This is a genomic window from Aquiflexum sp. (assembly GCF_041751335.1).
Taxonomy (GTDB): Bacteria; Bacteroidota; Bacteroidia; order Cytophagales; family Cyclobacteriaceae; genus Aquiflexum.
The window spans coordinates 1-24,554 of the sequence record NZ_JBGSXS010000122.1 but is presented as its reverse complement, the minus strand read 5'-3'; the positions used below and the strand labels follow the sequence as shown (position 1 = coordinate 24,554).

Here is a 24,554-nt window from a genome sequence, read left to right as displayed (position 1 = left end):
TGCACTAAAAAGCTGCGATCTTTTCTTTCACTTGTTCCATAAGCCACATCGGTGTAGAGGTTGCCCCGCAGATTCCTACACTATTATTTACTTCAAACCAAGTTTTGTCCACTTGATCGGGATTAGATACAAAAAAAGTATGAGGATTTTTTTCTTTACAGACATTGAACAGAACTTTTCCATTAGAAGACTTGGTTCCGCTAACAAAAATGATTTTGTCGAATTTTTCAGCAAAGGACCTTAATTCTTTATCTCTATTTGATACTTGTCGGCAGATTGTGTCATTTGTGTTGACAGTAATTCCATTATTTTTCAACACATCATTGATCTCATAGAATTTGTCAGTACTCTTAGTGGTCTGACTGTATAGTGTCATATTACCGGGTAAGCTTGGGATATCCAATTCATTGATATCCTGAAAAACCACAGCCTTATTGTTGGTCTGACCCAATAAACCTATCACCTCAGCATGACCATGCTTACCATAGATATATATAGTTTCATCCTTATCAAAGGAATTTTTTATACGGTTCTGCAATTTCAAAACAACCGGACAACTCGCATCTATCAAAGTCAAGTTGTTGTTTATTGCCAATTCATAGGTTGATGGTGGTTCTCCATGAGCTCTGATTAGGACTTTTTCGTCTGTCAAATCTTTCAGTTCCGCATGATCTATAATTTTCAATCCCTTTTTGGTAAGGCGATTTACTTCTTCATCATTGTGGACAATATCCCCTAAACAGTATAGATGCCCTTGCTCTTCAAGTATCTCTTCTGCCATTTCTATGGCATAAACCACTCCAAAACAGAAGCCAGAATGCTGATCTATATGTACTTGCAGGTTCATCATAGGCTATAAACTTTTAACAGTGTGAATTGTTTTGGTGTTCCTTATCCTTTCATAGATTGTAATATTCATCAATAAAAGGGTCATGGAGTAAACGGTATCTTCAATGGGTATTGTAAATAATCGGATATTCAAATTTTCAGCATTATTGTATATGACTATAGGCTCATCAATAAATGACCCTGTAAGAACACCATTCACCAATAGAAATGGTAATAAAGAAACCAGATAAGTGAGATAAAACCTTCCTAAATATTTTCCCTGATAGAGTACAAAATGGATAGACAACATGGCAGTAGCCACCAGAAAATTAACAGAGGTATACCATTTATCTAAATTTAGTAAACCAATCACCAAGAAAACAGGGATCAGAATAAATGTGATAGGTTTGGCCACAGGGCCAAGAATATCTTTTTTAATAAAGTAATTGAGTACTTCATAAATAAATACACATGCGAAAGGTACCGTAAAGAAAAAAAGCCATTCCTCAATAGGCAATTCGAAAAAGAAAATCCCCGTTAGGTACCGTGGGTTGAATTCCCATACACCAATTACGGTGAACCAATGATCCCAAACCAAAAAAAACAATCCTGTAATTCCGATGGCCGGAAAGAGTGCATACCATTTTTTAGCATATTGGACTCTATGCTCGAATGACCTGGCCAAGGGATAAGAGATGGTGATGACATTCAAAATAAGATATAAAAACTTTTCCATATCAAACTATTCCAAGTTTCATCCCAAAGTAAGTACCTAATAATAAGGAGAATTTTCTAGAGTTGGGTATTCTGACCCGCTGATGCGTAATTGTTTCAGGGGGTAATTTCCTGATTTTGTCAAATAACTTCAGGTAGTACAAATACGCTATCTTTACTCCCATTTTAGCACAATTGGGTAATCTCCTAATCCCATCTAATGCCTCATCAAAATCTTTTTGTATATCTTCCTCAATCAACTCTTTGGCAGATTTGTCAAAATGATTGAAATCAACTCCCGGAAAATAAACCCTTCCCCTTTCCTCATAGTCACTTTTGATGTCTCGGAGGAAATTGACTTTTTGGAAAGCTGAACCAAGTTTACAGGCAGGTTCTTTAAGACTCTCATACATTTTTTGATTGCCTTCACAAAATACTTTTAAGCACATTAGACCTACCACTTCAGCGGAGCCATAAATGTATTCATGATATCTGGAGTCATTATATGTTTTAAAATCCAGATCCATCTCCATGCTTTTGAGAAATGCTTCTATCAAATCCAAGTCAATATTATATTGATTGACTATCATTTGAAATGCATGAAGAACTGGATTTAAACTTATTCCTTTTTTAATGGATTCATAGGTATCATGTTTGAACTGTTCTAAAAGTGCTTTTTTATCTTTGTCATGAAAAGTGTCTACTATTTCATCAGCATATCTTACAAATCCATAAATACCATATATGGGCAAATGCAGTTTTTTATCCAGGGTCTTTATGCCTAATGTGAAGCTTGTACTATACCTTTGGGTGATCAGTTTGCTGCACTCAAGAGTAGTTTGGTCAAAAAGGGTTTTTGCATCCATACCCATAATATACAATTTTTTATCTTAATTATTCTCTTTATGAACTTCTCTTGCTACTACATGACCTGATATCAGGGTCGGAGGAACACCTGGGCCGGGTACTGTTAACTGACCTGTATAGTACAAATTCTTTACTTTCTTACTTTTCAAAGATGGTTTTAAGATTGCTGTTTGGAACAGGGTATTTGCCAAACCATATGCATTACCTTTAAAAGCATTATAGTCCTCCTTAAAATCACTGTGTGCATAGGAGCGTTTGAAAATGATGTGGCTTCTGATTTCCTGCTTGGTTAATTTTTCAAGCCTGTCCATGACCATATTAAAGTATTTTTCTCTAATTGCTTCACCATCTTCCAAATCCGGGGCAAGAGGAATCAATATGACCAGATTTTCATATCCTTGCGGAGCTACTGAAGGATCAGTTATTGAAGCAGCTGATAAATAAAATAAAGGTTTTTCCGGCCATCTTGGATTTTTGTAAATGGCGTCTGCGTGAGGTCCCATTTGTTCATCAAAAAACAGACAATGATGAGTCAAATTATCCAGTTTTTTATCAACGCCTAAGTAAAACAAAAGAGAGGACGGGGCCATTACCCTTCTGTCCCAATATTTTTCATCATAATTTCGGTATTCCGGCGCCAGTAATTGATCATCAACATGGTGATAATCTGCACCTGCTACAACGATATCCGCATCAAAGATTTCTCCGTTGGCAAGAATAACACTTTTGGCAATTCCATTTTTTATATTTATTTGAGATACATCTGCTCCTAGGTGAACTTTCACACCTTTTTCTTCGGCAAGTTGTACCATTCCCTTTACAATTTCATGCATCCCACCCATAGGGTACCAAGTGCCTAATACAATGTCAGCATAATTCATCAAGCTGTATAAAGCCGGTATATTATTAGCCATTTCCCCCAAAAAGATGACAGGAAATTCCATCAACCTGATTATGTTCTCATCCTTAAAAAATTTCCTGACATGCTTGGACATGGATTGGAAAACATCCATTCTTACAACATCAGCCAACAATCGAGGATTTGTAAATTCAAAAATTGATCTACTAGGCCTGTAAACCAGATCTTGAATCCCCACTTTATATTTATAAGCTGCCTGTTTAAGAAATTCGTCAAGATTTGGCCCAACACCAGGCTCCATGCTTTCCATCAAATCTCTGAACTTGGAAAGATTTGCTGGTATTTCAACAAATTGATTTTCACCAAATACCACAGTATAGGATGGATCTAACCTTATAAGGTCATAATAATCAGAAGGCTTTTTACCAAAATGTCCAAAATAGGTTTCAAATACATCCGGCATCCAATACCAACTTGGTCCCATATCAAAAACGAAACCCTCGGCTTCGAACTTTCTAGCTCTTCCTCCGGGGGTTGTATTTTTTTCAAGTAATGTGACCTGATATCCGATATGTGCCAAATGTGTAGCTGCTGATAGGCCTGCAAATCCAGCCCCAATGACCACTACTTTCTTGTCAGGCATATATCTTAATTTTTATGTTTATACACATGCAAATCATCCTTCAAAACCTTTCTGGCAATATGTATTCGATTTTTAACAGTTCCAATTGGGATATTCAATTTTTCAGCAATCTCATGATATTTGAAACCTTTGTAATGCATCATAAATGGAGTTTTATAAACATCTTCCAATTTATCTATAGCAGTATAAATGTCATCCATAGTAAAATCTCCAAAGGCACCATTTTCAACCAAAGCATCACCTGAGTTGATATAATGAAGATTATCTGTGGTATCCACAAAAGTACCTCTTCTTACCATTCTTTGATAATTGGTAATAAAAGTATTTTTCATAATGGTATATAACCAAGCTTTCAAGTTTGTCCCCTCTGTGAATTTATCCTTATTGGTAAATGCCTTTACCATAGTGTCCTGAAGTAAATCATTGGCATCATCCATATCTCTTGTAAGTTTAAGAGCAAATGGTTTTAGCGAACTTGATAACTTATTAAGCGAGTAACTGAATTCTAGAGTTGTCATGGACGTTTTGTTTTTGTTTAATCAAATATAGCAATGATTAAACAAAATACAAACGTTTTGTCTAATATTTTTTTATTTTCATTAAACAAAAATGAAAAATAGAATTTAAAAAAGAGTGATTTTACTTAATAAGTGGTCATATAATGAAATGGGCGCAAAAAAAAAGTGAAATTCGGAATTTTCACTTTGTTTAATTTATTTTAATAAATGTAAAACTGAATACTACTTTTCAACTAGGACCTCGTGAATTTCCTCTAAGTATTCTTTAACCTGCCTGATGTAATTCAATGATTTGACGTTCTTGGGAAAACGGATATCATGACCAACTATCTGGTACCCCGAGACAATTATTTGCGATTGGTTAAACCGTTCGGATAATGTGTCTATATATTCCTGCACATTTTCAGAACTTGGTGATGTAGTTATAACGGTCAATAAATATTCCGGTTGAACCAAATTGTAAACAGAAATCAAATCATCATCTGGCGTACTCTGCCCCAAATAAACCACTTTATGACCCTTTTGCTTTATCAGATATGCTGCAAAAAGAATTGAGATTTCATGGTGCTCGCCATCTGGTAAGTATAAGAGAAATTTTTTCCCTCCACCTTTATAAATCTGTGCATCGATAGCAACTATAAGTTTTTGTCTGATCAAATTACTCATAAAATGTTCTTGGGCCGGATTAATAGCACCCGTTTGCCAAAGCACTCCTATTTTGGACATAAAAGGATAAATAATATTGAGCATGGTCTGTTCAAAACCAATTTTCAGAATATTAGTCGACAAAACTTTGTCAAACCTATCTTCATCCATTTCAATCATACAAATAGTAAGTGCATGAATCTGATCATCATGCGTCAAAGTCTTCTCGGTCAATTTGATCACTTCTTCCCTCATGTCCGTAAAGGACATATTTGCAATTTTACTGATCTTATACCCGTTATCATTCAATAAGGCAACATTCAATATAAGTTTGAGATCAGCGTCGTCATAATACCTGATATTGGTATCAGTCCGCTTGGGCATCAGTAAATTATACCGTTGTTCCCAGATACGCAGGGTATGGGCTTTAATTCCCGATAATTGCTCAAGATCTTTGATTGAATAAGTACTCACTATGATTTTATTTTAAAATATTTCTTTGGTACAACAAACAAACCAAAGGATACTGCATCATTTTTCTTGTTGGTTGCATGATGTGCCTGATGTGCTTTAAAGATGCCTAAGAGAAAACTACTCTTAGGTCTATCAAACCATTTTATCCTTCTATGAACCAGTACGTCATGAATAATGAAATAACTGATACCGTATAAACTTATTCCCACTCCCATCCAAAATCGGAAATCCAATTCCCCAACGCCAAGAAAGATCAACAAAACTGCGATGCTCCCAAACAGCAATGAGAACAGATCATTGAGTTCGAAAAAAGACTTGGAGGCCTGGTGGTGGGTTTTGTGAATTCCCCATAAAGGCCCATGCATGATATATTTGTGTATAAACCAGCCTGAAAATTCCATTGCAGCGAATCCCAGAACGATGAATATAATTGCGTACATCATTAGAGTAACTTTATATTTTTCAGAATGTTTAAACAGCTGAAATGGATTTTTACAGAATAAAATTCAAAACAGCAAAGAAGATTATCAAATTAAGCAATAGAAATCCTGATATCAGATTTTTCTTTTCAAACATTGCTCTCCGATAAATCAAATGAATGAAGTAAGCGACCACAAACCAACCCATATAATTGGACAGAGGAATAATTTCACCTTCCCAACTCCAAAATTCCAAACCAATGGCCACGGGCTCAATAATAAAATCTATTATCACCATCAATCCTGCACCTAGGGCCGCAGCCAAGAAATCATTATCAACCCTCTTTTCAAATAAATTCCCTGTCAAATATACCAACAACAACCAATTCACCCCTATCATAAGGGGTACATCCAGTAATTTGATCCCAAGTACGGATCCGTATTCATAATTCCCAAATGGAAATCCGGTATGTACACCCAATACTTCGGAACCAAAACCGATTAAATATGCTGATATGGAAAAACCCATAAAGTATCTGTTCCAATCTGAGTGAAACAAAAGAAGTATTCCCAAACTGAGTAGTAAATGAAATGGGGTCAGGGCTTGAAAATAAGGCTTGAGAACAGGAAAAGACATTCCAATAATGCCCACTAAATAAAAAACTGAAATGATTAATTTGAATAGACCAGATTTATGTTCCTGAATTCCCTGAACAGCTTTTTCAATTTTACTTTCTGATTTTTCCAATGGTCGATATGACATCTCTTAATTCAAGGATTTTGTTCACAAACATGTAGACTTTAACCATACAAACTTATATTTGTTGGTAGAAGAATGCGACAAAAATAAAGATAAATTAAGAAATATGATTTTATACAATATCACCGTCAACATAGAAAAAGAATCTGAAGAGGATTGGGTCCTGTGGATGAAACAAATTCATATTCCTGATGTCCTTGCGACAGGGATGTTTTCCGAAAATAGGTTTTACAAAATTCTTCATGATTCAGACGATGGAAGTGTTAATTATTCCGTGCAGTACTTTACCGATACCATGGAAAAAATCATGGAATATCAGAGCAATTTTGCCCCAAAATTACAAGATGATGTTAAATCAAAATTCAAGGATAAATTTGTGATTTTCAGGACGCTGCTTGAGACCGTTGAATAGATGATTATCCGTCTATCAAAGAATTAATTCCAATCTACATGGTAAATAGTTGGAAGTCCGAAGTTGGAGGTGGTAAAATATTTGATTTTTAACTTTTGATTGGAGAAACTAATTTATATCAAAGCTAACGCTCTCAAATTAATAAATAAACAATGGAACAAGAACCAGAAAAATTCCGCTGTCCTTGGTGCTTGGGATTCGAACAATATGTCAAATACCATGATGAAGAGTGGGGTGTTCCTGTATTCAATGACCAAAAACAATTTGAATTTTTGGTTTTAGAAAGTGCCCAGGCTGGCTTGAGTTGGTCTACAATTCTAAAAAAACGAGCAGGCTACAGAAAAGCATTTGCAGAATTTGATTATAAAGTTATCGCAGATTTTCCTGAAGGCTATGTTCAAGAACTTTTACAGAACAGGGACATTATTAGAAATGGATTAAAAATAAGGTCCACAATCAACAATGCCCGTCAGTTTATGGAAATCCAATCCGCTTTCGGAAGTTTTTCAACATACATTTGGGATTTCGTAGGTGGTAAGCCGATACAAAATTCTTTCAAAACCTTATCTGAAGTGCCCGCAACGACAGCAATTTCAGATAAACTTTCCAAAGACCTAAAAAAACGTGGTTTCAAATTTCTTGGTAGCACCATCATCTATGCACACATGCAGGCAACGGGTTTAGTCAATGACCATTTGGTTGATTGTTGGAGGCACAAGAAAGTCTGTTGAATTCTACAGAAGTGCCTCGTTCAAATTTTTTGGACAATTGCCATGCCTCGAAAGGAAAAACCGTAGTTGCTGTTTCAATCAACTAACTCTAAATAGGATTCGAATTAACCAACCACTGACACCTATCCTACATAAAAAGGTGAGGTTAAATAAGTATGAGGTTTTCACAATCCTGAATCTGACAATCTCCATAAAGGACCAAAGAATGACTACTGATAGCTGATTGAAATTCCAATCCCATTGCTTCTTTGATCAAATTTATTCTTTCATCAGAAAATTCCCGGATTTTTCGGCATTGATTGCACACATGATGGTCATGGTGTTTGTAGGTCAATGCCTGTTCATATAGGGCAACTTTATCTTTGAACTGATGTTTTACAGCCAAGCCACATTCTACCAAAAGATCCAAAGTATTGTAAATGGTGGCACGACTTATCGTATAACCTTTGTTTCGCATCAACAAAAACAAGCCTTCGACATCAATATGTTCGTCCTGAGGCAATGCATATAACTCATCTAATACAGAGTATCTTTCCGGTGTTTTTCTACTTCCCTGTCTTATAAGAAAGTTCTCAAAAATTTTTTTTGCTTTTTCTACTATTGACTTTTCTGCCATATCTAATGATTCTAAAAAATAAAGATGGGGTATTTTTTAGATTTTTTCAATAAATAGCGTGTTGAAGAACGCCATACTTCCTTATTTGATTTGAATCCAAACAATTTATTTATGACAAAGTAATTTGATTACATTAATTCAATTGATTGAAACAAATGATCAAGAAAAAATATTTATCATTATATTAAAGCCAAAACCCAAATTAGCCAGATTAAACATGTTGCAAAAAAGATTCTTTTTCCTTTTTCTCTTAATCTTGTCTGAGATACCCGTCTTGTTGGGACAAGTCCCAGGTTTTTACATGAAGGAAGAAGGACGGAGAAAGGATATCCCTTTTTTGGTTTCTAATAACCTGGTAATTGTTCCTGTATCCATCAATGAAAACCCACCTGTTAATTTTCTATTGGATACTGGAGTTAAAACTAATATTCTTTTCAGTAAAACACTGGGGGATTATATAGGCCTCAACTACACCAGAAAGCTTGACCTCGTCGGTGCAGACGGAAAGACTGTGCTGACTGCTTCTGTTTCACCGACCAACCATCTCGACTTGGGCCCTATTCAGGGCATTTTCCAGACAATATTAGTCCTTGATGAGGATTTTATGGAACTGGAAAGGGTAATTGGAGTCCCTGTATATGGTGTGATAGGTTTTGAGTTTTTTAAATTTAATCCTATTAAGATAGATTATGATGAAGGAATCATATCTTTTTACCGTTCAGATGCTCTCAAAAAGAAGCCATTTGCGTTTAGAAAAATTCCGATAAAGCTTGAAAACAGCAAACCATATATCCAAGCAAAAGTAAAACAGGCTGATGGTGTGGATTTGGATGTCAAACTCCTGATAGATACAGGTGCAAATCATGGACTTTTATTGAACAGGGAGACTTCAGATCAGATCATCTTACCTAAAATACGTCTGGAAAGTGACCTTGGAAGATCTTTGGGAGGTGATTTATACGGTTTTGTGGCAAGAACTCGCAGGTTGAGGTTGAGCAACTTGAAGTTCAATAATGTCATTACCTCATTTCCGGATGAGACCGAATTCAGCTATGTGATCAAAGACAGCGGAAGACAGGGTAGTCTTGGTTCTGAATTATTAGGAAGGATGAATATTATATTTGATTATAGCAGAGAAAAAATTTATGTCAAAAAGGGATTAACTTATCATGAACCTTTTGAATATGACATGAGCGGTATTTCAATCCGTGTTATTCCATCTGATGATAAAAGGTTCTATATTTCCCAGGTAAGAGAAGGTTCACCGGCTTATAATGCCGGCGCCCAAGCCAATGATGAGTTCATAAGTATCAATACTATACCTTTAGATTTTTGGGAACTTTCGGATCTGATCAAGATTTTCAGATCTGAAGAAGGACGGGAAATCAAGCTTGTTTTGAAGCGGTATATTGATGAAGATCCTGAAAATTTTGAGTTAAACGAAGTAAAATTCAAACTTAAAAGACAGATTTAGCCTTATTTTGGTAGCTTTAAATTGTAGACATGAATTATAAACATTAAGATTTATGCCAAGTTTGTATATTTGGAAAAGGTATTAGCAAACAAAATTAAGCGCTTGACTAGCTGCAATTTATTTATTTCTTTTTATTTAAATGATGTCTGAAAGCCCAAAAGATTCATTAAAAAACATATTGTTTACTTACAAGAAGTATGAAGACGAAAAATACGAACTGCTTTATATTTCTTCAGAGGTAAGAACAATATTGGAAAAAGGCGAAAAGTTTTATGAGGAAGCATTTTTTCAAAAAATTTTCCCAACTATTCCAAAGCCATTTTTCGAATACCTATTCCAGATCCTTGGAAATGGGGACAAATTAACCTGTCCTTTGGTCTGGAAGAAAAAATATTTCAGGTTTGTCCAACTTGAAGGATATGTCATTTCACAGGAAGACCGCTCCTATTTGGTCAATGTCCTTATTTCTCCAACTTCACCTGATGAGAATATCAAATTTTCCTGGTTGATGAACGTTTCACAAGACAAAGTATTTTTAGGATTAGAAGGGGGTAATAGTCTTAAGACCATTCGAGATTGGAAGAATTATTTTATTTCCAAATTTGATTTTCTGGATAAAGAAGATTTTTCGGAATTCATAAATAGAGAAAAATCTGAAGTCCTTATTATTTTCCCTGAGCATCTATATTTGACCAAAAAGCTACTTTCTAAAAATTTTGTTTTGGTTCAATTGGTATATGGGTCATCAAGGGAATATAATTCCCAAAAGAAAAAGAACCTGATTTACTATGAATATGATATCGAGGAAGACATTTTTATATTTTCCGGGGGATTTAAAAAAATACTGGGTTATCCTTCTCATTTCTTTTCAGGATTCAAGGGAAAAGACTGGATCAATTTGATCCATCCTGAAGAACGACATTACTTTGGTTCCGGATTTGAGCATTATTCCAAATTGGCCTATAGGGTTTTGCATAACGAGGGCAATTACATTTATGTGCAGGATGAAAACAAAAAATTTGCAGAAGAACCCAGTGACAAAAAATTGGTACTTGGTATCATAACCGATATTACAGCCCTCAAAGAAATTGAAAAAGATCTTTTGGATCACAAAACCGTTCTCGATGAACTAACAGGTGTCGTACCCGGAATGGTCTATTTAATGAAAGCTTTTGTTGATGGAAGTAGAAAATTTATTTTTGTAAGTGAAGGCTGTTACAATTTACTGGAACTTGAAGCTTCAGAGATAATGGAAGACAACAATTTCTTCCAAAAATTGATCCATCCAGATGATTTGGAAAATGTAATTGCAGCAGATGAGATGGCTATTAATAATGATCAAAAGTTTGAGTCCTATTTCCGAATTATAACCTCTTCCGGCAACATCAAATGGATTTATGGTGCTTCAAATAGGCTGAAAAAATATCAAAACGATTCCATCTGGGCGGGCTTTTTTGTTGACTTTACCTATACCAAACAGAAGGAAACTGAATCCTACCTAAATCTGGCCAAGTACAAAACACTCTTTGAGGAAAATCCCTTACCCATTTTTCAATATGATAAAAACGGGTTTATTCAAGATGTGAACAATGGGTTTCTTGAAAAAATAGAAGTCAGGGACAGAGACGCAATAATAGGCAAAAATATTTTTGAACTTATAAAAGACCACCCCATAAGCGAAGCCTACAAGGATAGTATTGAGAAAGGATATGGCTATTATGAAGGGCCATACTTAAGTTTCTTCAACCATAAACTTTTTCATCTTAGAGTAAATGCAAAGTCCGTAGATGACGGAAGAATTTTTCAGGCAATTTTGGAAGATATAAGTGAAGAGCAATATGTTTCCAACATTCTTTCGAGTCTTACAGAAAGAACATCAAAATACAGTGGTCAGGCTTTTTTCGATGAACTCACAGCTTATCTATCAGAAAAACTACAAATGTCCTGTTGTTTTATCGCAGAAATCACCGATAAAAACATTACTGCTAATGTCCTTTCATTTTTCAAACATGGAGTAAAGCAGGAAAATTTCAGTTACAACCTTGTGAATACACCTTGTGAACACTGCCTGAATATCAATTCACCATATATTATCCAAAGTGGAGCTTCCCAAAAATTTCCAAATGATAAAGGTTTGGTAGAAATGAAAATTTCTACCTATTTGGGTGTACCCATCTCTGATATGGAAAATAATCGTTTGGGAATTCTGGTTTTGATGGACGAGAATCCACAGCCGTACAGTGCAGGATTATCGGGATTGTTGAGCGTACTTTCAGACAGAATAGGAGCTGAACTCAGCAGGATGTATTTTGAAAATAGGCTTATATCTTCAGAGTTACTTTTTCGAAGTATTGCAGAAAACTTCCCAAAAGGGATTATCGCTGTATTGGACAAAGACCTTAATTACGTCTATACTGATGGTAAAGGCTATCAAACTCTTGGTATTGACCCTAATAATCTGATCGGTACTTCCTATCTGCTTACTCACGAAGCAAAAGAGGCCAATTCCATAAAGGGCTATTTTGAAAAGGTTCTTAAAGGGGAGTCAGTTGTATTTGAGGTAATCAAAGACAAACAATACTTTCTGAAGAATGTGGTTCCTTTAATCAACAATTTAGGTAAGATTGATCGAATTCTCTTGGTTTCTCAAAATATCACAGAAATTAAAACCGCTGAATCAGAGAGAGAACAATTGATCCGGGACCTGAAATCTCAAAATGAAGAGCTACAGCGTTTTGCTTATATCATTTCCCACAATCTCCGGGCACCGATTGTGAATATTTCTTCTCTCTTGGACCTATATAATATTGCTGATCCTTCAGACTTTGAAAACAAAGAAGTCATAGATAATCTGAAAATCTCAACAGATATCCTGCATAGCACCTTGGAAGACTTGATCGAGGTGGTTTCCATCAAGAAAAATAAACTTCCAAAAATAGAACAGGTAAGCTTTAAGAAATTAATAAGGAACATTGAAAAAAGCCTTTCCAAACAATTCAAAGAATCCAGTACAAAAATCCAAAGTGATTTTTCTGCCGCTCCGGACATCAATTACATATATTCCCACCTAGAAAATTTTCTGATTAACCTGACTACCAATGCCATCAAATACAGGCATCCAGAAAGAAATCCTATCATTCAAATCAAAACTTATCCCAAGAAAGATTATACAGTCATTGAATTTCGGGACAATGGCATTGGGATTGATCTTGAAAGATACAAGGACCGGCTTTTTGGGTTGTATCAAAGATTTCACTCCCATGTGGACGGCAAAGGTCTTGGCTTATATCTAGTAAGGGAACAAATCCGTGCGCACGATGGCAATCTAGAAGTGGAAAGCATTGTAGGAGAGGGAACAACATTTTATATTTATCTCAATAATTTGAAATCCTATCATCCTGTAGAAAATTAAGAAAAATTCCATTCGGTAACAATCATCTATTTCTATTGTATTGTTTTACCTTTGCGTAAGAATCCATAAATCTTTAAATATGAAAAAAGCATTAATCCCAATACTTATCATCGCTGTAGTAGGTATATTTATCTATACTAAATCAGTTGGAGTGTACAATATGTTTGTACAAAATGAAGAAACCATCAATGGACAATGGGCCGAGGTGGAAACCCAATATCAACGAAGAGCTGACCTGATTCCCAATTTGGTCAATACGGTCAAGGGTTATGCAGATTTTGAACAGGAAACACTAACGGGCGTTATCGAAGCCCGATCCAAAGCAACTTCAATCAATCTGAATGCAGAAAACCTCACTCCTGAAAATATTGCACAATTCCAGCAAGCACAAGATCAATTAAGTGGAGCACTTAGCAGACTTTTGGTAACCGTGGAAAGATATCCGGACCTGAAAGCCAATCAAAACTTTTTGGAACTTCAAGCCCAATTAGAAGGAACAGAAAACCGTATTGCGGTAGCAAGGAGAAATTTTAACCAATCTGTTCAATCTTATAATGCTAGTTTAAGGACATTTCCGAACAATTTATTTGCCGGCTGGTATGGATTCGAAACCAAAGGCTATTTTGAAGCTGCCGCCGGATCCGAAAATGCTCCGACAGTTCAATTTTAACAATTATGGCTGAAAAATTATTTTCTCAGGAAGACAGGGATATCATTATTGCAGCTATACAAGGCGCCGAAAGAGAAACCTCTGGAGAAATTCAGGTGCATATAGAAAACCATTGTCGAGGGGATGTGATGGATCGTGCAGCAGAGGTCTTTGAAACACTTAAAATGCACCAAACAAAGGATAGAAATGCCGTGCTGTTCTATTTGGCCGTACAGGATCATAAGTTTGCAATTCTTGGAGATAGTGGCATCAATCATGTTGTCCCTTCTGATTTTTGGGAAAATATCAAGGAAAGAATGCTTATTGAATTCAAAAAGGGAGAATTTACAGAAGGGCTAAGGATGGGTATTGAAATGTGCGGATTGCAATTAAAAGCCCATTTTCCCTTTGAACAAAAAGGTGATATCAATGAACTCCCCGATGAAATCTCTTTCGGATAAAAATACAATGGTCAATAAATCACAATTACTTCTTACGTTCCTTTTTATACAATTATTGGTACTTCCACTTTTTGGTCAGGGAGATTTTCCAACTCCTCCAAACCCTCCAAAATTGGTGAACGATTTTTCCAATAGTCTTTCTTCAGAAGAAGTTCTGAAATTAGAGGGAAAACTAGTGGCCTATAATGACAGTACTTCTACCCAAGTGACGATCGTCATGATACGGTCATTAGGACCTTATGAAATCAGTGATTATGCATTCCAATTGGGAGAGAAATGGGGTATAGGTCAAAAGAATCTTGATAATGGCATATTGATCCTTGCTGCGATGGATGATAGAAAAGTGTTCATTGCCACAGGATATGGAATGGAAGGCGCAATTCCTGATGTTTTGGCCAAAAGAATTGTTGACCAATTAATAGTTCCCAATTTTAGGATTGAATCCTACTATACGGGCTTGGACAAGGCGACTGATATGATCTTCAAATTGGCTTCCGGCGAATATGAGGCTGAAAAAATGGCTTCTTCCGGTGAACATGGCGGTGCATTGATATTCTTTTTGATCATCATCTTTTTGTTTGTCATCCTACCTCTTATTAGAAACAGAAAGGACAACAACAATCACATGGGTGGCAAGGGGGGCGGAATCGACTTATTTACCACCATCATGCTTGCCAATATGCTCAAAGGTGGTAGTAAAGGTAAATTTGGGGATTTCTCATCTGGTAGAGGAGGGTTTGGAGGCGGAGGTGGATTTGGAGGCTTCGGTGGTGGTTCTTTTGGAGGTGGTGGTGCAGGTGGCAGTTGGTAAAATTTATGCGTACTTCATCAAAAGATTGAGGTACTTCCTATCCAATTTTTCACCATACCAATTTTCATAATTCACATCTTCCCTGCCTGAATTTAGGATTCCAAAGGTTCCTGAAAATTCCCAAATTCCAAAACCTATTCCATTATCATTCAGGATATCAAGCACATCTTCAAACCAAGCCAAGAAAACATCGTGAGGAGTTTTATTGAAAGCTCCACATTCACCACAATGAACTCCCACTCCTTTTCTGAGTAAGTCAACCCATGGCTCGTAATATTTTTCGAGGGTTTGCTTATTATGCATGACACCATTGATTTCCCCAGGCCAAGTTGGAGTAGGGAGGCTGTCCACATCCTTATAAGACCATGGAGCTTTGAAGTGGGAAATCAAATGTGGATGATAGCCACGGCAGCTTTGATGAAGGTCAAGATCAGCCAATTCAGGTACAGCAACTCCACCACCACTGTTACCATCCGCAATGACAAGGCGTTTCTTTTTCACAGATTTAATGGTTTCCACAGCAGCCTTTGCGACCCTATGGTAATCTTGAACAGGTACAGGTCCCCCCGGAGAGTGTTGATCGTTGGGATCTGCTCGCATGAAAGGTTCATTGACTAAGTCAAAGCTCAATTTCTTGGATGATATATTTTTATACCGCTTGGACCACATTTCCCAATGGGCACAAAAAGCATCCAAAGCTTCCTGATCTTTCCATAAATTATACGGTTCTATAAAGCCGGCATTGATACAAAAGCCAGGTGCCCTATGTAAATTTAGACTAACATGTAGGCCGTATTTATGTGCCGTGTCCACCAATTGGTCGATTTCCTGTAATCTCCTTTCATCAAAATTTAACACCTCTTCAGCCAGAATTGGCCTAGACCTATCAAAATCCAGATAAGAAGGATAAGAAATGGGCACTCTTACAAAATCAAAGCCCCAATCAGCCATCCACTGGAAATATTTTTCAGGGTTTTTTCTTCCTTTATCGGGATCAGGATTGAAAAAATCAAGCAGATTGAAGCCTCTCCATTTGGGTAATTTATTTTTAATCTTCGTATCAATTGCAGCTAAACTAGAGGTTGCGCCAAAGCTAACAGCCGCCGCTATAACTCCGGACTTTTTTAAAAAGTCTCTTCTTTCATTAATTTCTATCTTCTTCATGGGGCTGATTGTTATATACTTAAATAGTATAAAATAAAATTAATATAAAACCAGGATTACATCAACGGTAAATTTCATGAATTAACAATTTGACAAAGAAAATTATGTATTTACATTTTACACAAAATATTTGTTTAAGAATTATAATTAGACTTTTCCTGCAGCTATCACTGCTAAATCAACAATTGTGGCCTGATGGTCATAAAGCATATTGGCGCAAGAAACCAAAGTCGCGCCCGTTGTCATCACATCATCAACCAAAAGTATTCGTTTTCCTTTCAATAGGCTTTTTTCCTTAATTCCAAAAACCTGAGCAACATTTTCAATGCGCTCAATTCTGGATTTTTTGGTTTGTGTTTCCGTGAACTGTACCCTCTCCAATGAAGGAATAACCGGAACATTCAAAGATTCGGAAAGGCCATTGGCAAATTGTTCACTTTGGTTATACCCCCTTCTTTTTTGTTTTAAGGGATGCAAAGGTACAGGAGTAATCTGATCCCAATTTTCCTGAAAATTATTCGCAAGCAATATTGAACCATAAATTCTACCCAATTCTACCCCGATCTCAGGTTTGTTTTTATATTTCAATTGATGCAGTAAACTTTGACTGATTCCCTTTTTGGTAAACCTCAAAAAAGACATAACCAGATTGGGTTGTGTCAGACCCATTATTTTGGTAACGAGCTCGTTGTTCTGGGGCCGAAGGTGATAATTGGTAACAGGGAGGTTGGCAATACATATTTTACATAGCTGATTTTCAAAGTCAAACAGACTTCTTTTGCAAAGGCAACAGGTCTTTGGGAAAACCAATGCCAAAAAATCTTCAAAAATTGGGAAACGCATTTCCAAAATGGCTTGTTAGGACTAAATAAGAATATTACTTGTTATATTTGCAGGTTAACTAAAACCTCCATAAAATTTAATGAATTTAATAGAAGAATTCAATACCTACAGGAGCCAAATGAATGAAAAAATCATGGCCGCTGATAACAAGGTCATCAAACGTTTCTTCAATTTGGATACCAACACCTATTCAGAAGGCGCTGTGGATATCAAAACCAAAGAAATGATTGGATTGGCATGCTCCATGGTTTTACGCTGTAATGACTGCATCAAATACCATTTGGGGAAATCCTTTGAAGCTGGATTGAGCAAAGAGGAGATTTTTGAGGTATTTTCCATCGCAACTATTATAGGTGGATCTATTGTGATACCGCATCTACGAAGGGCAGTAGAATATTGGGATTTATTGGAAGAAGAAAAAAATACGGATGTTTAAAAAAGATCTTGACCTTGAAAAACGCTGGGGTAAGCTCCTATTTGGAATCCAAGACCTTGTCGGCAAAAAACCATCAGACTTGAATGGGGTTTTATTTCTTATTGGTGTTCAGGAGTTAGGGCAGGGAAATAAAAACTTTTCCAAGGAACAAAAACAAGACCTTATGCATATAGCAATATGCAAAGTATTGAGTATGGCTGAATTCTATGAATTGGATTATATTGACCAAGAAGGATGGCCACACTGGAAACTAATTAAAAAACTTCCACATTTCGATATTTTGGAACAGGAAAAACTATTGAAAATACAGGTACTTGAATATTTTGAAAAGGAATTTCAAATAGAGATCAAATAAATAGTCTACTCTTATAAATAAGCATCTAAGATCAATGAAAATCGTATCCTATAATGTTAATGGTATTCGAGCAGCACTAAACAAAGGGTTTTTGGATTGGCTGATTGCAACAGATCCAGATATACTTGGATTACAAGAAGTAAAAGCTGAACTAAACCAAATAGACAGTTCAATATTTGGGGACTTAGGATATCACATATATTGGTTGCCCGCAGTAAAAAAAGGATACAGTGGAGTTGCCATTTTGAGTAAAATTAAACCTAATCATGTCGAATATGGCATAGGATTATCCACCTACGATAATGAAGGAAGAATCTTGCGGGCAGACTATGATACCTTTTCATTCGTATCCGCATATTTCCCTTCTGGAACGACCGGTGATATCAGACAAGTGTTTAAATACCAATTCTTGGACGATATATATGGATATTCTCAGGATTTGATTCAAAAATTGCCTAATTTGATTTTGAGTGGAGACTATAATATTTGCCATAAAGCCATAGACATTCATAATCCTATCTCCAATAAAAACTCATCGGGGTTTCTACCAGAAGAACGGGATTGGATGGACAAATTTACCGATTCTGGATTTGAGGATAGCTTTAGATTATTCAATCAGGAACCACACAATTATACATGGTGGAGTTACAGGGCAGGATCTAGGGGCAAAAATTTGGGTTGGAGAATTGACTACCATATGACTACCTTGCCTATGAAAGACCGTATAAAAAGATCTGTCATATTACCTGAAGCCTATCATTCAGATCATTGCCCTATATTAATGGAAATTGATTGAATAATATCATTATTAAACATATTAGCCATAAAAGATTCATGAAATCTATAAAAATTTCAATCCCTTCTCTTATTGAGAATATAAAAATCATAGAAAGCTTCATTGACAATGCAAGAGATAAATTCTCTATCAACGAAGATATTTATGGAAACATCATGATTTCTGTAACCGAATGCGTCACAAACGCTATTGTTCATGGCAATAGTTTGGACGGTTCAAAAAAAGTAAACCTTGAATTGCATCTAGATGACAATCAAGTAAAATTTGTGATCAAAGATGAAGGAATAGGATTTGATTATGAACATTTGGAAGATCCAACAGCTCCAGAAAATCTAGAGAAAGCAGGAGGTAGAGGAATATTTATTATGAAACATTTATCCGACGAAGTAAAATTCGAAGATTTGGGAAGAAAAACCATTTTAACCTTTTACATGTAAATGGCAATTCAATTTTTTGAAGAAGGAATCAAGTTTTCTCTAAAGGAAAAAATCAAACATAAAAGATGGCTTAAAACCATTGCAGAAAATGAAGGCTTTAAAATTTTAGAACTGAATTATATTTTCTGTACTGATGAATACCTCTATCAAATCAATTTGGATTACCTCAATCACAATACTTTCACAGACATTATTACATTTGATAATTCTGAAATAAAAGGTCATATCGAAGGAGACATCTTTATCAGTATAGAAAGAGTTAGAGAAAACGCTGATAAAATAAAGGGTCCAATTGAGTTGGAAATTCTCAGGGTAATGAGTCATGGCTTATTACATCTGATGGGGTATAATGACAAAAACAAAGAAGACAAAAAAATTATGAGCGACATGGAAGACAATTCCATTTTACTCTTTCAAGAATAGATTGTTTCACGTGGAACAGTTAACAAATCATACTTATTAACACAAAAGTTTCACGTGAAACTTTAACAGTTAAATTTATATGTTTCCATTATACGATGTAATTGTAGTAGGCGCAGGTCATGCAGGTTGCGAGGCTGCACATGCTGCTGCTAAGATGGGTTCAAAAGTACTTCTATGTACCATGAACATGAATACAATTGCCCAAATGTCCTGCAACCCGGCAATGGGTGGAGTGGCAAAAGGGCAGATTGTACGGGAAATTGATGCGTTAGGAGGAATGTCCGGAATAATATCTGATAAGTCAATGATACAATTCCGGATGCTAAACAGGTCAAAAGGTCCTGCCATGTGGTCTCCCAGATCACAGAATGACAGAATGAGATTTGCTGAAGAATGGCGAATGGCATTGGAACATACACCCAATGTGGATTTTTGGCAGGAAATGATCAGTGGCTTAATTGTTAAAGACAGTCGGGTTTGTGGCGTAAAAACAGGGATAGGAATTGAAATCCATAGTAAAAGCGTTGTTCTCACTAACGGAACATTCCTAAATGGACTCATACACATTGGAGAAAAACAATTTGGCGGAGGTAGGACAGGAGAAGCAGCAGCCAAAGGTATTACCGAACAGTTGGTTCAATTAGGCTTTGAAGCAGGAAGAATGAAAACAGGAACACCGCCCAGAGTGGATGGAAGATCCTTGGACTACAGCAAGATGGAAATTCAATATGGAGATGAACAGCCTGAAAAATTCTCCTATTCTGACGAAACCTCAACACTTACCAAACAAAGAACCTGTTGGATTACCTATACAAACAAGGAAGTTCATAACACATTGGAAACGGGTTTTGACCGCTCTCCCATGTTTAATGGAAGAATACAGGGGCTTGGACCGAGGTATTGCCCATCAATTGAAGATAAAATAAATAGGTTCGCAGAAAGAGAAAGGCATCAGATATTTGTAGAACCAGAAGGTTGGAATACTGTAGAAATATACGTAAACGGCTTCTCAACCTCTCTTCCTGAAGATGTCCAATATGCAGCACTCCGAAAAATAGCGGGTTTTGAAAATGCAAAAATGTTCAGGCCTGGTTATGCTATTGAGTATGATTTCTTTCCACCCACCCAATTGAAATTATCTTTGGAAACACAGCTTATAGAAAATCTTTTTTTTGCAGGACAAATCAATGGAACAACAGGATATGAGGAGGCTGCATCACAAGGGCTAATAGCAGGTATCAATGCCTCAAGAAAGGTAGAGGAGAAAGAGCCATTTTTGCTGAAAAGGTCAGACGCATACATTGGAGTACTTATCGATGATCTGATAAATAAAGGTACTGAAGAGCCATATCGAATGTTTACATCTCGAGCAGAGTTCAGGCTATTGCTAAGACAGGACAATGCCGATCTAAGGTTGACACAAATGGGTCATCAAATTGGTCTGGCAGATGACAATAGACTTGAAAAAATGTTGGATAAGAAATCAGATACAGCCAAACTGATCAATGACCTTAAACAGAAAAAACTATCCCCAGATATCATCAATGATGGTTTGGAAGGCTATGATACGGCAATAATAAAAGAAAAAGTATCAATTGAAAAACTTCTAAAAAGACCACAATTGGGACTTAACGAAATTATGGAGTTAGATCAAGATCTGAAAAAGTACCTTTCAAAATATAAAAAAGAAGTGTTGGAACAAGCAGAAATTCAGATCAAATATGAAAGTTATATTGAAAAAGAACAGCAGATGGTGGAAAAACTAAACAACATGGAAAATTATAAAATACCATTAAGTTTTGACTACTTATCAATTCCATCACTTTCAGCAGAAGGGAAACAGAAACTCCACAAAGTAAAACCAGAAACACTTGGACAAGCATCCAGGATTAGCGGTGTGTCCCCCGCAGATCTTTCTATTTTAACCGTTTATTTAGGAAGGTAATGTCTTATGAAAGGTTGACCAAATGCCCACTCTGCAAAAGTGGGCTTTTTCTTAATCACACCCAAGTTAAAGACCATGCCATCACAGGCGAGGTTTTTTTATTATGCCAGTGCATTAGCTGCAAATTGGTATTTACTAACCCTAGACCAACCTTAGAAGAGATAAGCAAATATTACGAATCAGAAGATTACATATCACATCAAAACAAAACAAATAATTTTACCAATTTCCTTTACAAACTTGTAAGAAAAATCACAATAAGAAATAAAGTATCTCTCATCAATCAGCTAAACCCAACAAGAGGAAAATTGTTAGATATAGGTTGCGGAACAGGATATTTCCTAAAAGAAGCATCTAAGCAAAAATGGAAGGTAACGGGAATAGAACCTAATCCTGTAGCACGAGAATTAAGCATTAAAAAAAGTATTAAAGTTTTTGAATCAATAGAAGAAATTAGAAAAGATAAAAAATTTGATATAATCACCCTTTTTCACGTTCTAGAACATATTCATGATTTAAGAAAAACGGGCAAAAAGATTGTCAACCACCTTAGGCATTACGGTATATTAATCATTGCTGTACCCAATCAGAAGTCATTGGATGCAGATTATTACAAATGCAATTGGGCAGGCTATGATATTCCAAGACACCTATACCATTTTGACATAAACAGCATGGAAAGGTTCGCAGAAGAAATGGACATGAAAATAGTGCAGACAGAACCCATGAAATTCGACAGTTATTACGTATCTCTTTTGAGTGAAAAATACAATAACCCTAAAAAAAATTCGATAAGTCATATTATCAATGGGTTCAAAAGAGGTTACCTCTCTAACAAATGGGCAAAAAGAAATGAAAATAATTACTCTAGTTTATTATTTGTTTTAAAGAAAAAATGAAATATTTTAAATATTTATTTAATATATATATTATTTTATTACTAGTATCCTGTGCAAAACAAAGCACACCTATGGGAGGTCCTAAAGACGAAAATCCACCAATATTACTATCAATTAATCCCAATAATGAATCGATAAATATCAAACCAAGAACAATAGAATTGGAATTTGATGAATATATAAAAGTAGAAAACCCAAATAAGCAAATCATCATTACTCCCCGGATCAAAAAAGAAGAAATGGAAGTAACTGCAATAAAAAATAGGGTAATAATTAAACTCAATCAGGAATTAGAAGACAGCACTACATACGTCTTCAATTTTCAAAAGACGATAAAAGACATTACTGAAAACAACGTCCCGGAGAACCTGAAACTTGTCTTCTCTACTGGACCCACAATTGACAGTCTTACATTTTCTGGAAATGTATCATATATACTTCCACAAAGAGAGAAATTGATGAAAGACGTACTTGTAGGACTTTATACAGTTGGAGACACTACAGATATTTTAAGTGCCCCTCCTTACTATATAGGTCAAGCGGACTCTGTCGGTAACTTCAACATCACCAATATTAAAGCAGGGGAATTTTTGGCCTATGCCTGGCACGATTCGAACAATTCCCTTAAAGCCGAGGATAAATTGGAAGAATATGGCTTTTTGGGTGATACAGTATCAATTACAACAGATATAAAAGGTGCTCAATTCTACATATCTAAATCAGACATATCGGAATTCAAAATCAACCGAGGAGCAGCAGTTGGAAGTAATTTCGACGTAGTATTAAGTAAATTCCCCGTAGATATAAATATTGAACATGAAGAATTTAACAAAAAGCTATTTTACAGAAAGAACGAAAAAATATTACGTTTCTATCACACTGAAATGCTTAACGATAGTACAGCAATACAACTGAATTTATTGGACTCCGTCGGATTCAAAATAGACACTTTAATTTATGCGAAGTTTGAAGAAAGTGATAGATCCAAAGAAAAATTAGAACCTACAATTCAAGGTATAAAAACTTTCACAAAAGAACTTTCATTAGATATTAAGTTTAATAAACCATTAAAAGAAATCATCTACGACTCTCTATTTATAAAATTTGATACGGCTTCTTTGATCCAAATCAAAAGGGATTATACATTTTTTAAAGATAGTCTTGACCGTACTTTATTAACAATCGCCTTACAATTACCTGACTCTGTTACCAACGAAACATTCAATTTTTATGCTTCTGATTCCACTTTCAAAGACATTGAAGGAATTTTTAATGAAAATAAATTGGAAGCTGCATATAAAAAACTAAAAGCAGAAGCATTAGCAGAAGAAGTTAAAGTTAAGGTAAACATAACAGAATTACCGATAATCCTTCAAATACAAAACAAAAAAAATGAGATCATAGCAGAAAAATACCTCACAGATACAAATGAAGCTATATTCAGAGACATAGAACCCGGAGTATATTATATAAGAGCAATAATTGACAGGAACAAAAACAAACGATGGGATACTTCAAATTTGCTTCAAAACATTCAGGCGGAACCAATATATTACCTTGAAAACCCAAATGACGACAACTCAAGGGATACAACCGTAAGGGCCGGATGGGTCCTCGAAGTAACAATTGAACCTACCAAACCTGTCGGAATCCAAAAAAAATCACAAGAAATAGAGCCAATTGAAGAAATAATTGAAGAAGATAATGTCGATAATTAGGCAAAATAATGTGGAAAGTGCCATATAACTTGGGTACAAACATACACTTATACTATCACTAAAAATGCTTTAATACCAATCAACCATATTAAGAAAATAAGTCTCTACTCATCCACACTTATAAACATTCCCATTCACACAATCTTATCAGTGATTATCTACAATGAACTAATCCACATAATTTTTTTGCAATAATATAAAGGATATGAAATCAAGAACTTGACGATAAATTCCATGTTAAGAAA

General features: G+C 35.6%; 26 protein-coding genes. 15 read left to right on the top strand and 11 right to left on the bottom strand.

The features are described 5' to 3' along the window. Positions 1-4: 4 nt before the first annotated feature. From ACEW8U_RS06635 to ACEW8U_RS06600, 8 genes are all read right to left on the bottom strand, one after another. Positions 5-850 carry a 4-hydroxy-3-methylbut-2-enyl diphosphate reductase gene (locus tag ACEW8U_RS06635; RefSeq protein WP_373521252.1) on the bottom strand — a complete coding sequence of 282 codons (846 nt, stop codon included), beginning with the start codon at positions 848-850 and terminating at the stop codon, positions 5-7. Positions 851-853: 3 nt separating this feature from the next. Beyond that, on the bottom strand, positions 854-1,564 hold the full coding sequence (locus tag ACEW8U_RS06630) for a lycopene cyclase domain-containing protein (RefSeq protein ID WP_373521251.1): 711 nt from the start codon (positions 1,562-1,564) through the stop codon (positions 854-856). Between the two features lies 1 nt (position 1,565). Then, positions 1,566-2,408, bottom strand: a complete 843-nt coding sequence (locus tag ACEW8U_RS06625; RefSeq protein WP_373521275.1) for a phytoene/squalene synthase family protein — start codon at positions 2,406-2,408, stop codon at positions 1,566-1,568. 24 nt (positions 2,409-2,432) lie between these two features. Continuing rightward, the gene (locus tag ACEW8U_RS06620; RefSeq protein ID WP_373521250.1) at positions 2,433-3,911 is read right to left on the bottom strand and encodes a phytoene desaturase family protein; all 1,479 of its coding nucleotides are present in this window, start codon (positions 3,909-3,911) and stop codon (positions 2,433-2,435) included. Positions 3,912-3,916: 5 nt separating this feature from the next. Beyond that, positions 3,917-4,429, bottom strand: coding sequence for an RNA polymerase sigma factor (locus ACEW8U_RS06615; protein WP_373521249.1), 513 nt, complete (start codon positions 4,427-4,429; stop codon positions 3,917-3,919). A 222-nt stretch (positions 4,430-4,651) separates the two neighbouring features. Beyond that, positions 4,652-5,548, bottom strand: coding sequence for a MerR family transcriptional regulator (locus ACEW8U_RS06610; protein ID WP_373521248.1), 897 nt, complete (start codon positions 5,546-5,548; stop codon positions 4,652-4,654). Next, positions 5,548-5,991, bottom strand: coding sequence for a sterol desaturase family protein (locus ACEW8U_RS06605; protein WP_373521247.1), 444 nt, complete (start codon positions 5,989-5,991; stop codon positions 5,548-5,550). The genes ACEW8U_RS06610 and ACEW8U_RS06605 overlap by 1 nt, the downstream gene beginning before the upstream one ends. Before the next feature lie 49 nt (positions 5,992-6,040). Further along, entirely contained in the window at positions 6,041-6,730 is a 690-nt protein-coding gene (locus ACEW8U_RS06600; RefSeq protein WP_373521246.1) for a carotenoid biosynthesis protein, read from the bottom strand. Positions 6,731-6,833: 103 nt separating this feature from the next. Here ACEW8U_RS06600 and ACEW8U_RS06595 point away from each other — a divergent pair, with 103 nt between their 5' ends. Next, positions 6,834-7,139: a DUF4286 family protein gene (locus tag ACEW8U_RS06595; protein ID WP_373521245.1), complete on the top strand. Its 306-nt coding sequence runs from the start codon at positions 6,834-6,836 to the stop codon at positions 7,137-7,139. 152 nt (positions 7,140-7,291) lie between these two features. Then, the gene (locus tag ACEW8U_RS06590) at positions 7,292-7,870 is read left to right on the top strand and encodes a DNA-3-methyladenine glycosylase I (RefSeq protein WP_373521244.1); all 579 of its coding nucleotides are present in this window, start codon (positions 7,292-7,294) and stop codon (positions 7,868-7,870) included. Between the two features lie 145 nt (positions 7,871-8,015). On the opposite strand, the gene ACEW8U_RS06585 is transcribed toward ACEW8U_RS06590, so the two are convergent. After that, on the bottom strand, positions 8,016-8,486 hold the full coding sequence (locus tag ACEW8U_RS06585) for a Fur family transcriptional regulator (RefSeq protein ID WP_373521243.1): 471 nt from the start codon (positions 8,484-8,486) through the stop codon (positions 8,016-8,018). A 256-nt stretch (positions 8,487-8,742) separates the two neighbouring features. On the opposite strand from ACEW8U_RS06585, the gene ACEW8U_RS06580 reads away from it, so the two are divergent. From ACEW8U_RS06580 to ACEW8U_RS06560, 5 genes are all read left to right on the top strand, one after another. Further along, entirely contained in the window at positions 8,743-9,960 is a 1,218-nt protein-coding gene (locus ACEW8U_RS06580) for an aspartyl protease family protein (RefSeq protein WP_373521242.1), read from the top strand. 142 nt (positions 9,961-10,102) lie between these two features. Further along, positions 10,103-13,372: a PAS domain S-box protein gene (locus tag ACEW8U_RS06575; protein ID WP_373521241.1), complete on the top strand. Its 3,270-nt coding sequence runs from the start codon at positions 10,103-10,105 to the stop codon at positions 13,370-13,372. Positions 13,373-13,451: 79 nt separating this feature from the next. Further along, positions 13,452-14,042, top strand: coding sequence for a LemA family protein (locus ACEW8U_RS06570; RefSeq protein WP_373521240.1), 591 nt, complete (start codon positions 13,452-13,454; stop codon positions 14,040-14,042). A gap of 5 nt (positions 14,043-14,047) precedes the next feature. Then, positions 14,048-14,482, top strand: a complete 435-nt coding sequence (locus ACEW8U_RS06565; RefSeq protein ID WP_373521239.1) for a TPM domain-containing protein — start codon at positions 14,048-14,050, stop codon at positions 14,480-14,482. Positions 14,483-14,489: 7 nt separating this feature from the next. Next, positions 14,490-15,293, top strand: a complete 804-nt coding sequence (locus ACEW8U_RS06560) for a YgcG family protein (protein WP_373521274.1) — start codon at positions 14,490-14,492, stop codon at positions 15,291-15,293. A 3-nt stretch (positions 15,294-15,296) separates the two neighbouring features. On the opposite strand, the gene ACEW8U_RS06555 is transcribed toward ACEW8U_RS06560, so the two are convergent. Continuing rightward, positions 15,297-16,457 carry a cellulase family glycosylhydrolase gene (locus tag ACEW8U_RS06555; RefSeq protein WP_373521238.1) on the bottom strand — a complete coding sequence of 387 codons (1,161 nt, stop codon included), beginning with the start codon at positions 16,455-16,457 and terminating at the stop codon, positions 15,297-15,299. Positions 16,458-16,604: 147 nt separating this feature from the next. Beyond that, positions 16,605-17,300, bottom strand: coding sequence for a ComF family protein (locus tag ACEW8U_RS06550; RefSeq protein ID WP_373521237.1), 696 nt, complete (start codon positions 17,298-17,300; stop codon positions 16,605-16,607). A gap of 79 nt (positions 17,301-17,379) precedes the next feature. Here ACEW8U_RS06550 and ACEW8U_RS06545 point away from each other — a divergent pair, with 79 nt between their 5' ends. From ACEW8U_RS06545 to ACEW8U_RS06510, 8 genes are all read left to right on the top strand, one after another. After that, on the top strand, positions 17,380-17,736 hold the full coding sequence (locus tag ACEW8U_RS06545) for a carboxymuconolactone decarboxylase family protein (RefSeq protein WP_373521236.1): 357 nt from the start codon (positions 17,380-17,382) through the stop codon (positions 17,734-17,736). Next, on the top strand, positions 17,729-18,091 hold the full coding sequence (locus ACEW8U_RS06540) for a hypothetical protein (protein ID WP_373521235.1): 363 nt from the start codon (positions 17,729-17,731) through the stop codon (positions 18,089-18,091). Before ACEW8U_RS06545 ends, ACEW8U_RS06540 begins: the two co-directional genes overlap by 8 nt. 34 nt (positions 18,092-18,125) lie before the next feature. Continuing rightward, complete coding sequence (locus tag ACEW8U_RS06535; protein ID WP_373521234.1) at positions 18,126-18,887, top strand: exodeoxyribonuclease III; 762 nt, start codon at positions 18,126-18,128, stop codon at positions 18,885-18,887. 38 nt (positions 18,888-18,925) lie between these two features. Next, the gene (locus ACEW8U_RS06530) at positions 18,926-19,324 is read left to right on the top strand and encodes an ATP-binding protein (protein ID WP_373521233.1); all 399 of its coding nucleotides are present in this window, start codon (positions 18,926-18,928) and stop codon (positions 19,322-19,324) included. After that, positions 19,325-19,747, top strand: a complete 423-nt coding sequence (gene ybeY, locus ACEW8U_RS06525; RefSeq protein WP_373521232.1) for an rRNA maturation RNase YbeY — start codon at positions 19,325-19,327, stop codon at positions 19,745-19,747. A gap of 79 nt (positions 19,748-19,826) precedes the next feature. Next, on the top strand, positions 19,827-21,692 hold the full coding sequence (gene mnmG, locus ACEW8U_RS06520) for a tRNA uridine-5-carboxymethylaminomethyl(34) synthesis enzyme MnmG (RefSeq protein ID WP_373521231.1): 1,866 nt from the start codon (positions 19,827-19,829) through the stop codon (positions 21,690-21,692). Positions 21,693-21,817: 125 nt separating this feature from the next. Then, on the top strand, positions 21,818-22,591 hold the full coding sequence (locus tag ACEW8U_RS06515; RefSeq protein WP_373521230.1) for a class I SAM-dependent methyltransferase: 774 nt from the start codon (positions 21,818-21,820) through the stop codon (positions 22,589-22,591). 71 nt (positions 22,592-22,662) lie between these two features. Then, complete coding sequence (locus ACEW8U_RS06510) at positions 22,663-24,309, top strand: Ig-like domain-containing domain (RefSeq protein WP_373521229.1); 1,647 nt, start codon at positions 22,663-22,665, stop codon at positions 24,307-24,309. Positions 24,310-24,554 lie beyond the last annotated feature (245 nt).

Coding starts and splice junctions, on each gene's coding strand:
- ACEW8U_RS06535 (WP_373521234.1), top strand. CDS start 18,126: ATGAAAATCGTATCCTATAATGTTAATGGTATTCGAGCAGCACTAAAC.
- ACEW8U_RS06605 (WP_373521247.1), bottom strand. CDS start 5,991: ATGATGTACGCAATTATATTCATCGTTCTGGGATTCGCTGCAATGGAA.
- ACEW8U_RS06560 (WP_373521274.1), top strand. CDS start 14,490: ATGGTCAATAAATCACAATTACTTCTTACGTTCCTTTTTATACAATTA.
- ACEW8U_RS06635 (WP_373521252.1), bottom strand. CDS start 850: ATGATGAACCTGCAAGTACATATAGATCAGCATTCTGGCTTCTGTTTT.
- ACEW8U_RS06615 (WP_373521249.1), bottom strand. CDS start 4,429: ATGACAACTCTAGAATTCAGTTACTCGCTTAATAAGTTATCAAGTTCG.
- ACEW8U_RS06630 (WP_373521251.1), bottom strand. CDS start 1,564: ATGGAAAAGTTTTTATATCTTATTTTGAATGTCATCACCATCTCTTAT.
- ACEW8U_RS06545 (WP_373521236.1), top strand. CDS start 17,380: ATGAATTTAATAGAAGAATTCAATACCTACAGGAGCCAAATGAATGAA.
- ACEW8U_RS06550 (WP_373521237.1), bottom strand. CDS start 17,300: ATGCGTTTCCCAATTTTTGAAGATTTTTTGGCATTGGTTTTCCCAAAG.
- mnmG (WP_373521231.1), top strand. CDS start 19,827: ATGTTTCCATTATACGATGTAATTGTAGTAGGCGCAGGTCATGCAGGT.
- ACEW8U_RS06625 (WP_373521275.1), bottom strand. CDS start 2,408: ATGGATGCAAAAACCCTTTTTGACCAAACTACTCTTGAGTGCAGCAAA.
- ACEW8U_RS06575 (WP_373521241.1), top strand. CDS start 10,103: ATGTCTGAAAGCCCAAAAGATTCATTAAAAAACATATTGTTTACTTAC.
- ybeY (WP_373521232.1), top strand. CDS start 19,325: ATGGCAATTCAATTTTTTGAAGAAGGAATCAAGTTTTCTCTAAAGGAA.
- ACEW8U_RS06600 (WP_373521246.1), bottom strand. CDS start 6,730: ATGTCATATCGACCATTGGAAAAATCAGAAAGTAAAATTGAAAAAGCT.
- ACEW8U_RS06555 (WP_373521238.1), bottom strand. CDS start 16,457: ATGAAGAAGATAGAAATTAATGAAAGAAGAGACTTTTTAAAAAAGTCC.
- ACEW8U_RS06510 (WP_373521229.1), top strand. CDS start 22,663: ATGGGAGGTCCTAAAGACGAAAATCCACCAATATTACTATCAATTAAT.
- ACEW8U_RS06620 (WP_373521250.1), bottom strand. CDS start 3,911: ATGCCTGACAAGAAAGTAGTGGTCATTGGGGCTGGATTTGCAGGCCTA.
- ACEW8U_RS06590 (WP_373521244.1), top strand. CDS start 7,292: ATGGAACAAGAACCAGAAAAATTCCGCTGTCCTTGGTGCTTGGGATTC.
- ACEW8U_RS06565 (WP_373521239.1), top strand. CDS start 14,048: ATGGCTGAAAAATTATTTTCTCAGGAAGACAGGGATATCATTATTGCA.
- ACEW8U_RS06570 (WP_373521240.1), top strand. CDS start 13,452: ATGAAAAAAGCATTAATCCCAATACTTATCATCGCTGTAGTAGGTATA.
- ACEW8U_RS06540 (WP_373521235.1), top strand. CDS start 17,729: ATGTTTAAAAAAGATCTTGACCTTGAAAAACGCTGGGGTAAGCTCCTA.
- ACEW8U_RS06530 (WP_373521233.1), top strand. CDS start 18,926: ATGAAATCTATAAAAATTTCAATCCCTTCTCTTATTGAGAATATAAAA.
- ACEW8U_RS06595 (WP_373521245.1), top strand. CDS start 6,834: ATGATTTTATACAATATCACCGTCAACATAGAAAAAGAATCTGAAGAG.
- ACEW8U_RS06585 (WP_373521243.1), bottom strand. CDS start 8,486: ATGGCAGAAAAGTCAATAGTAGAAAAAGCAAAAAAAATTTTTGAGAAC.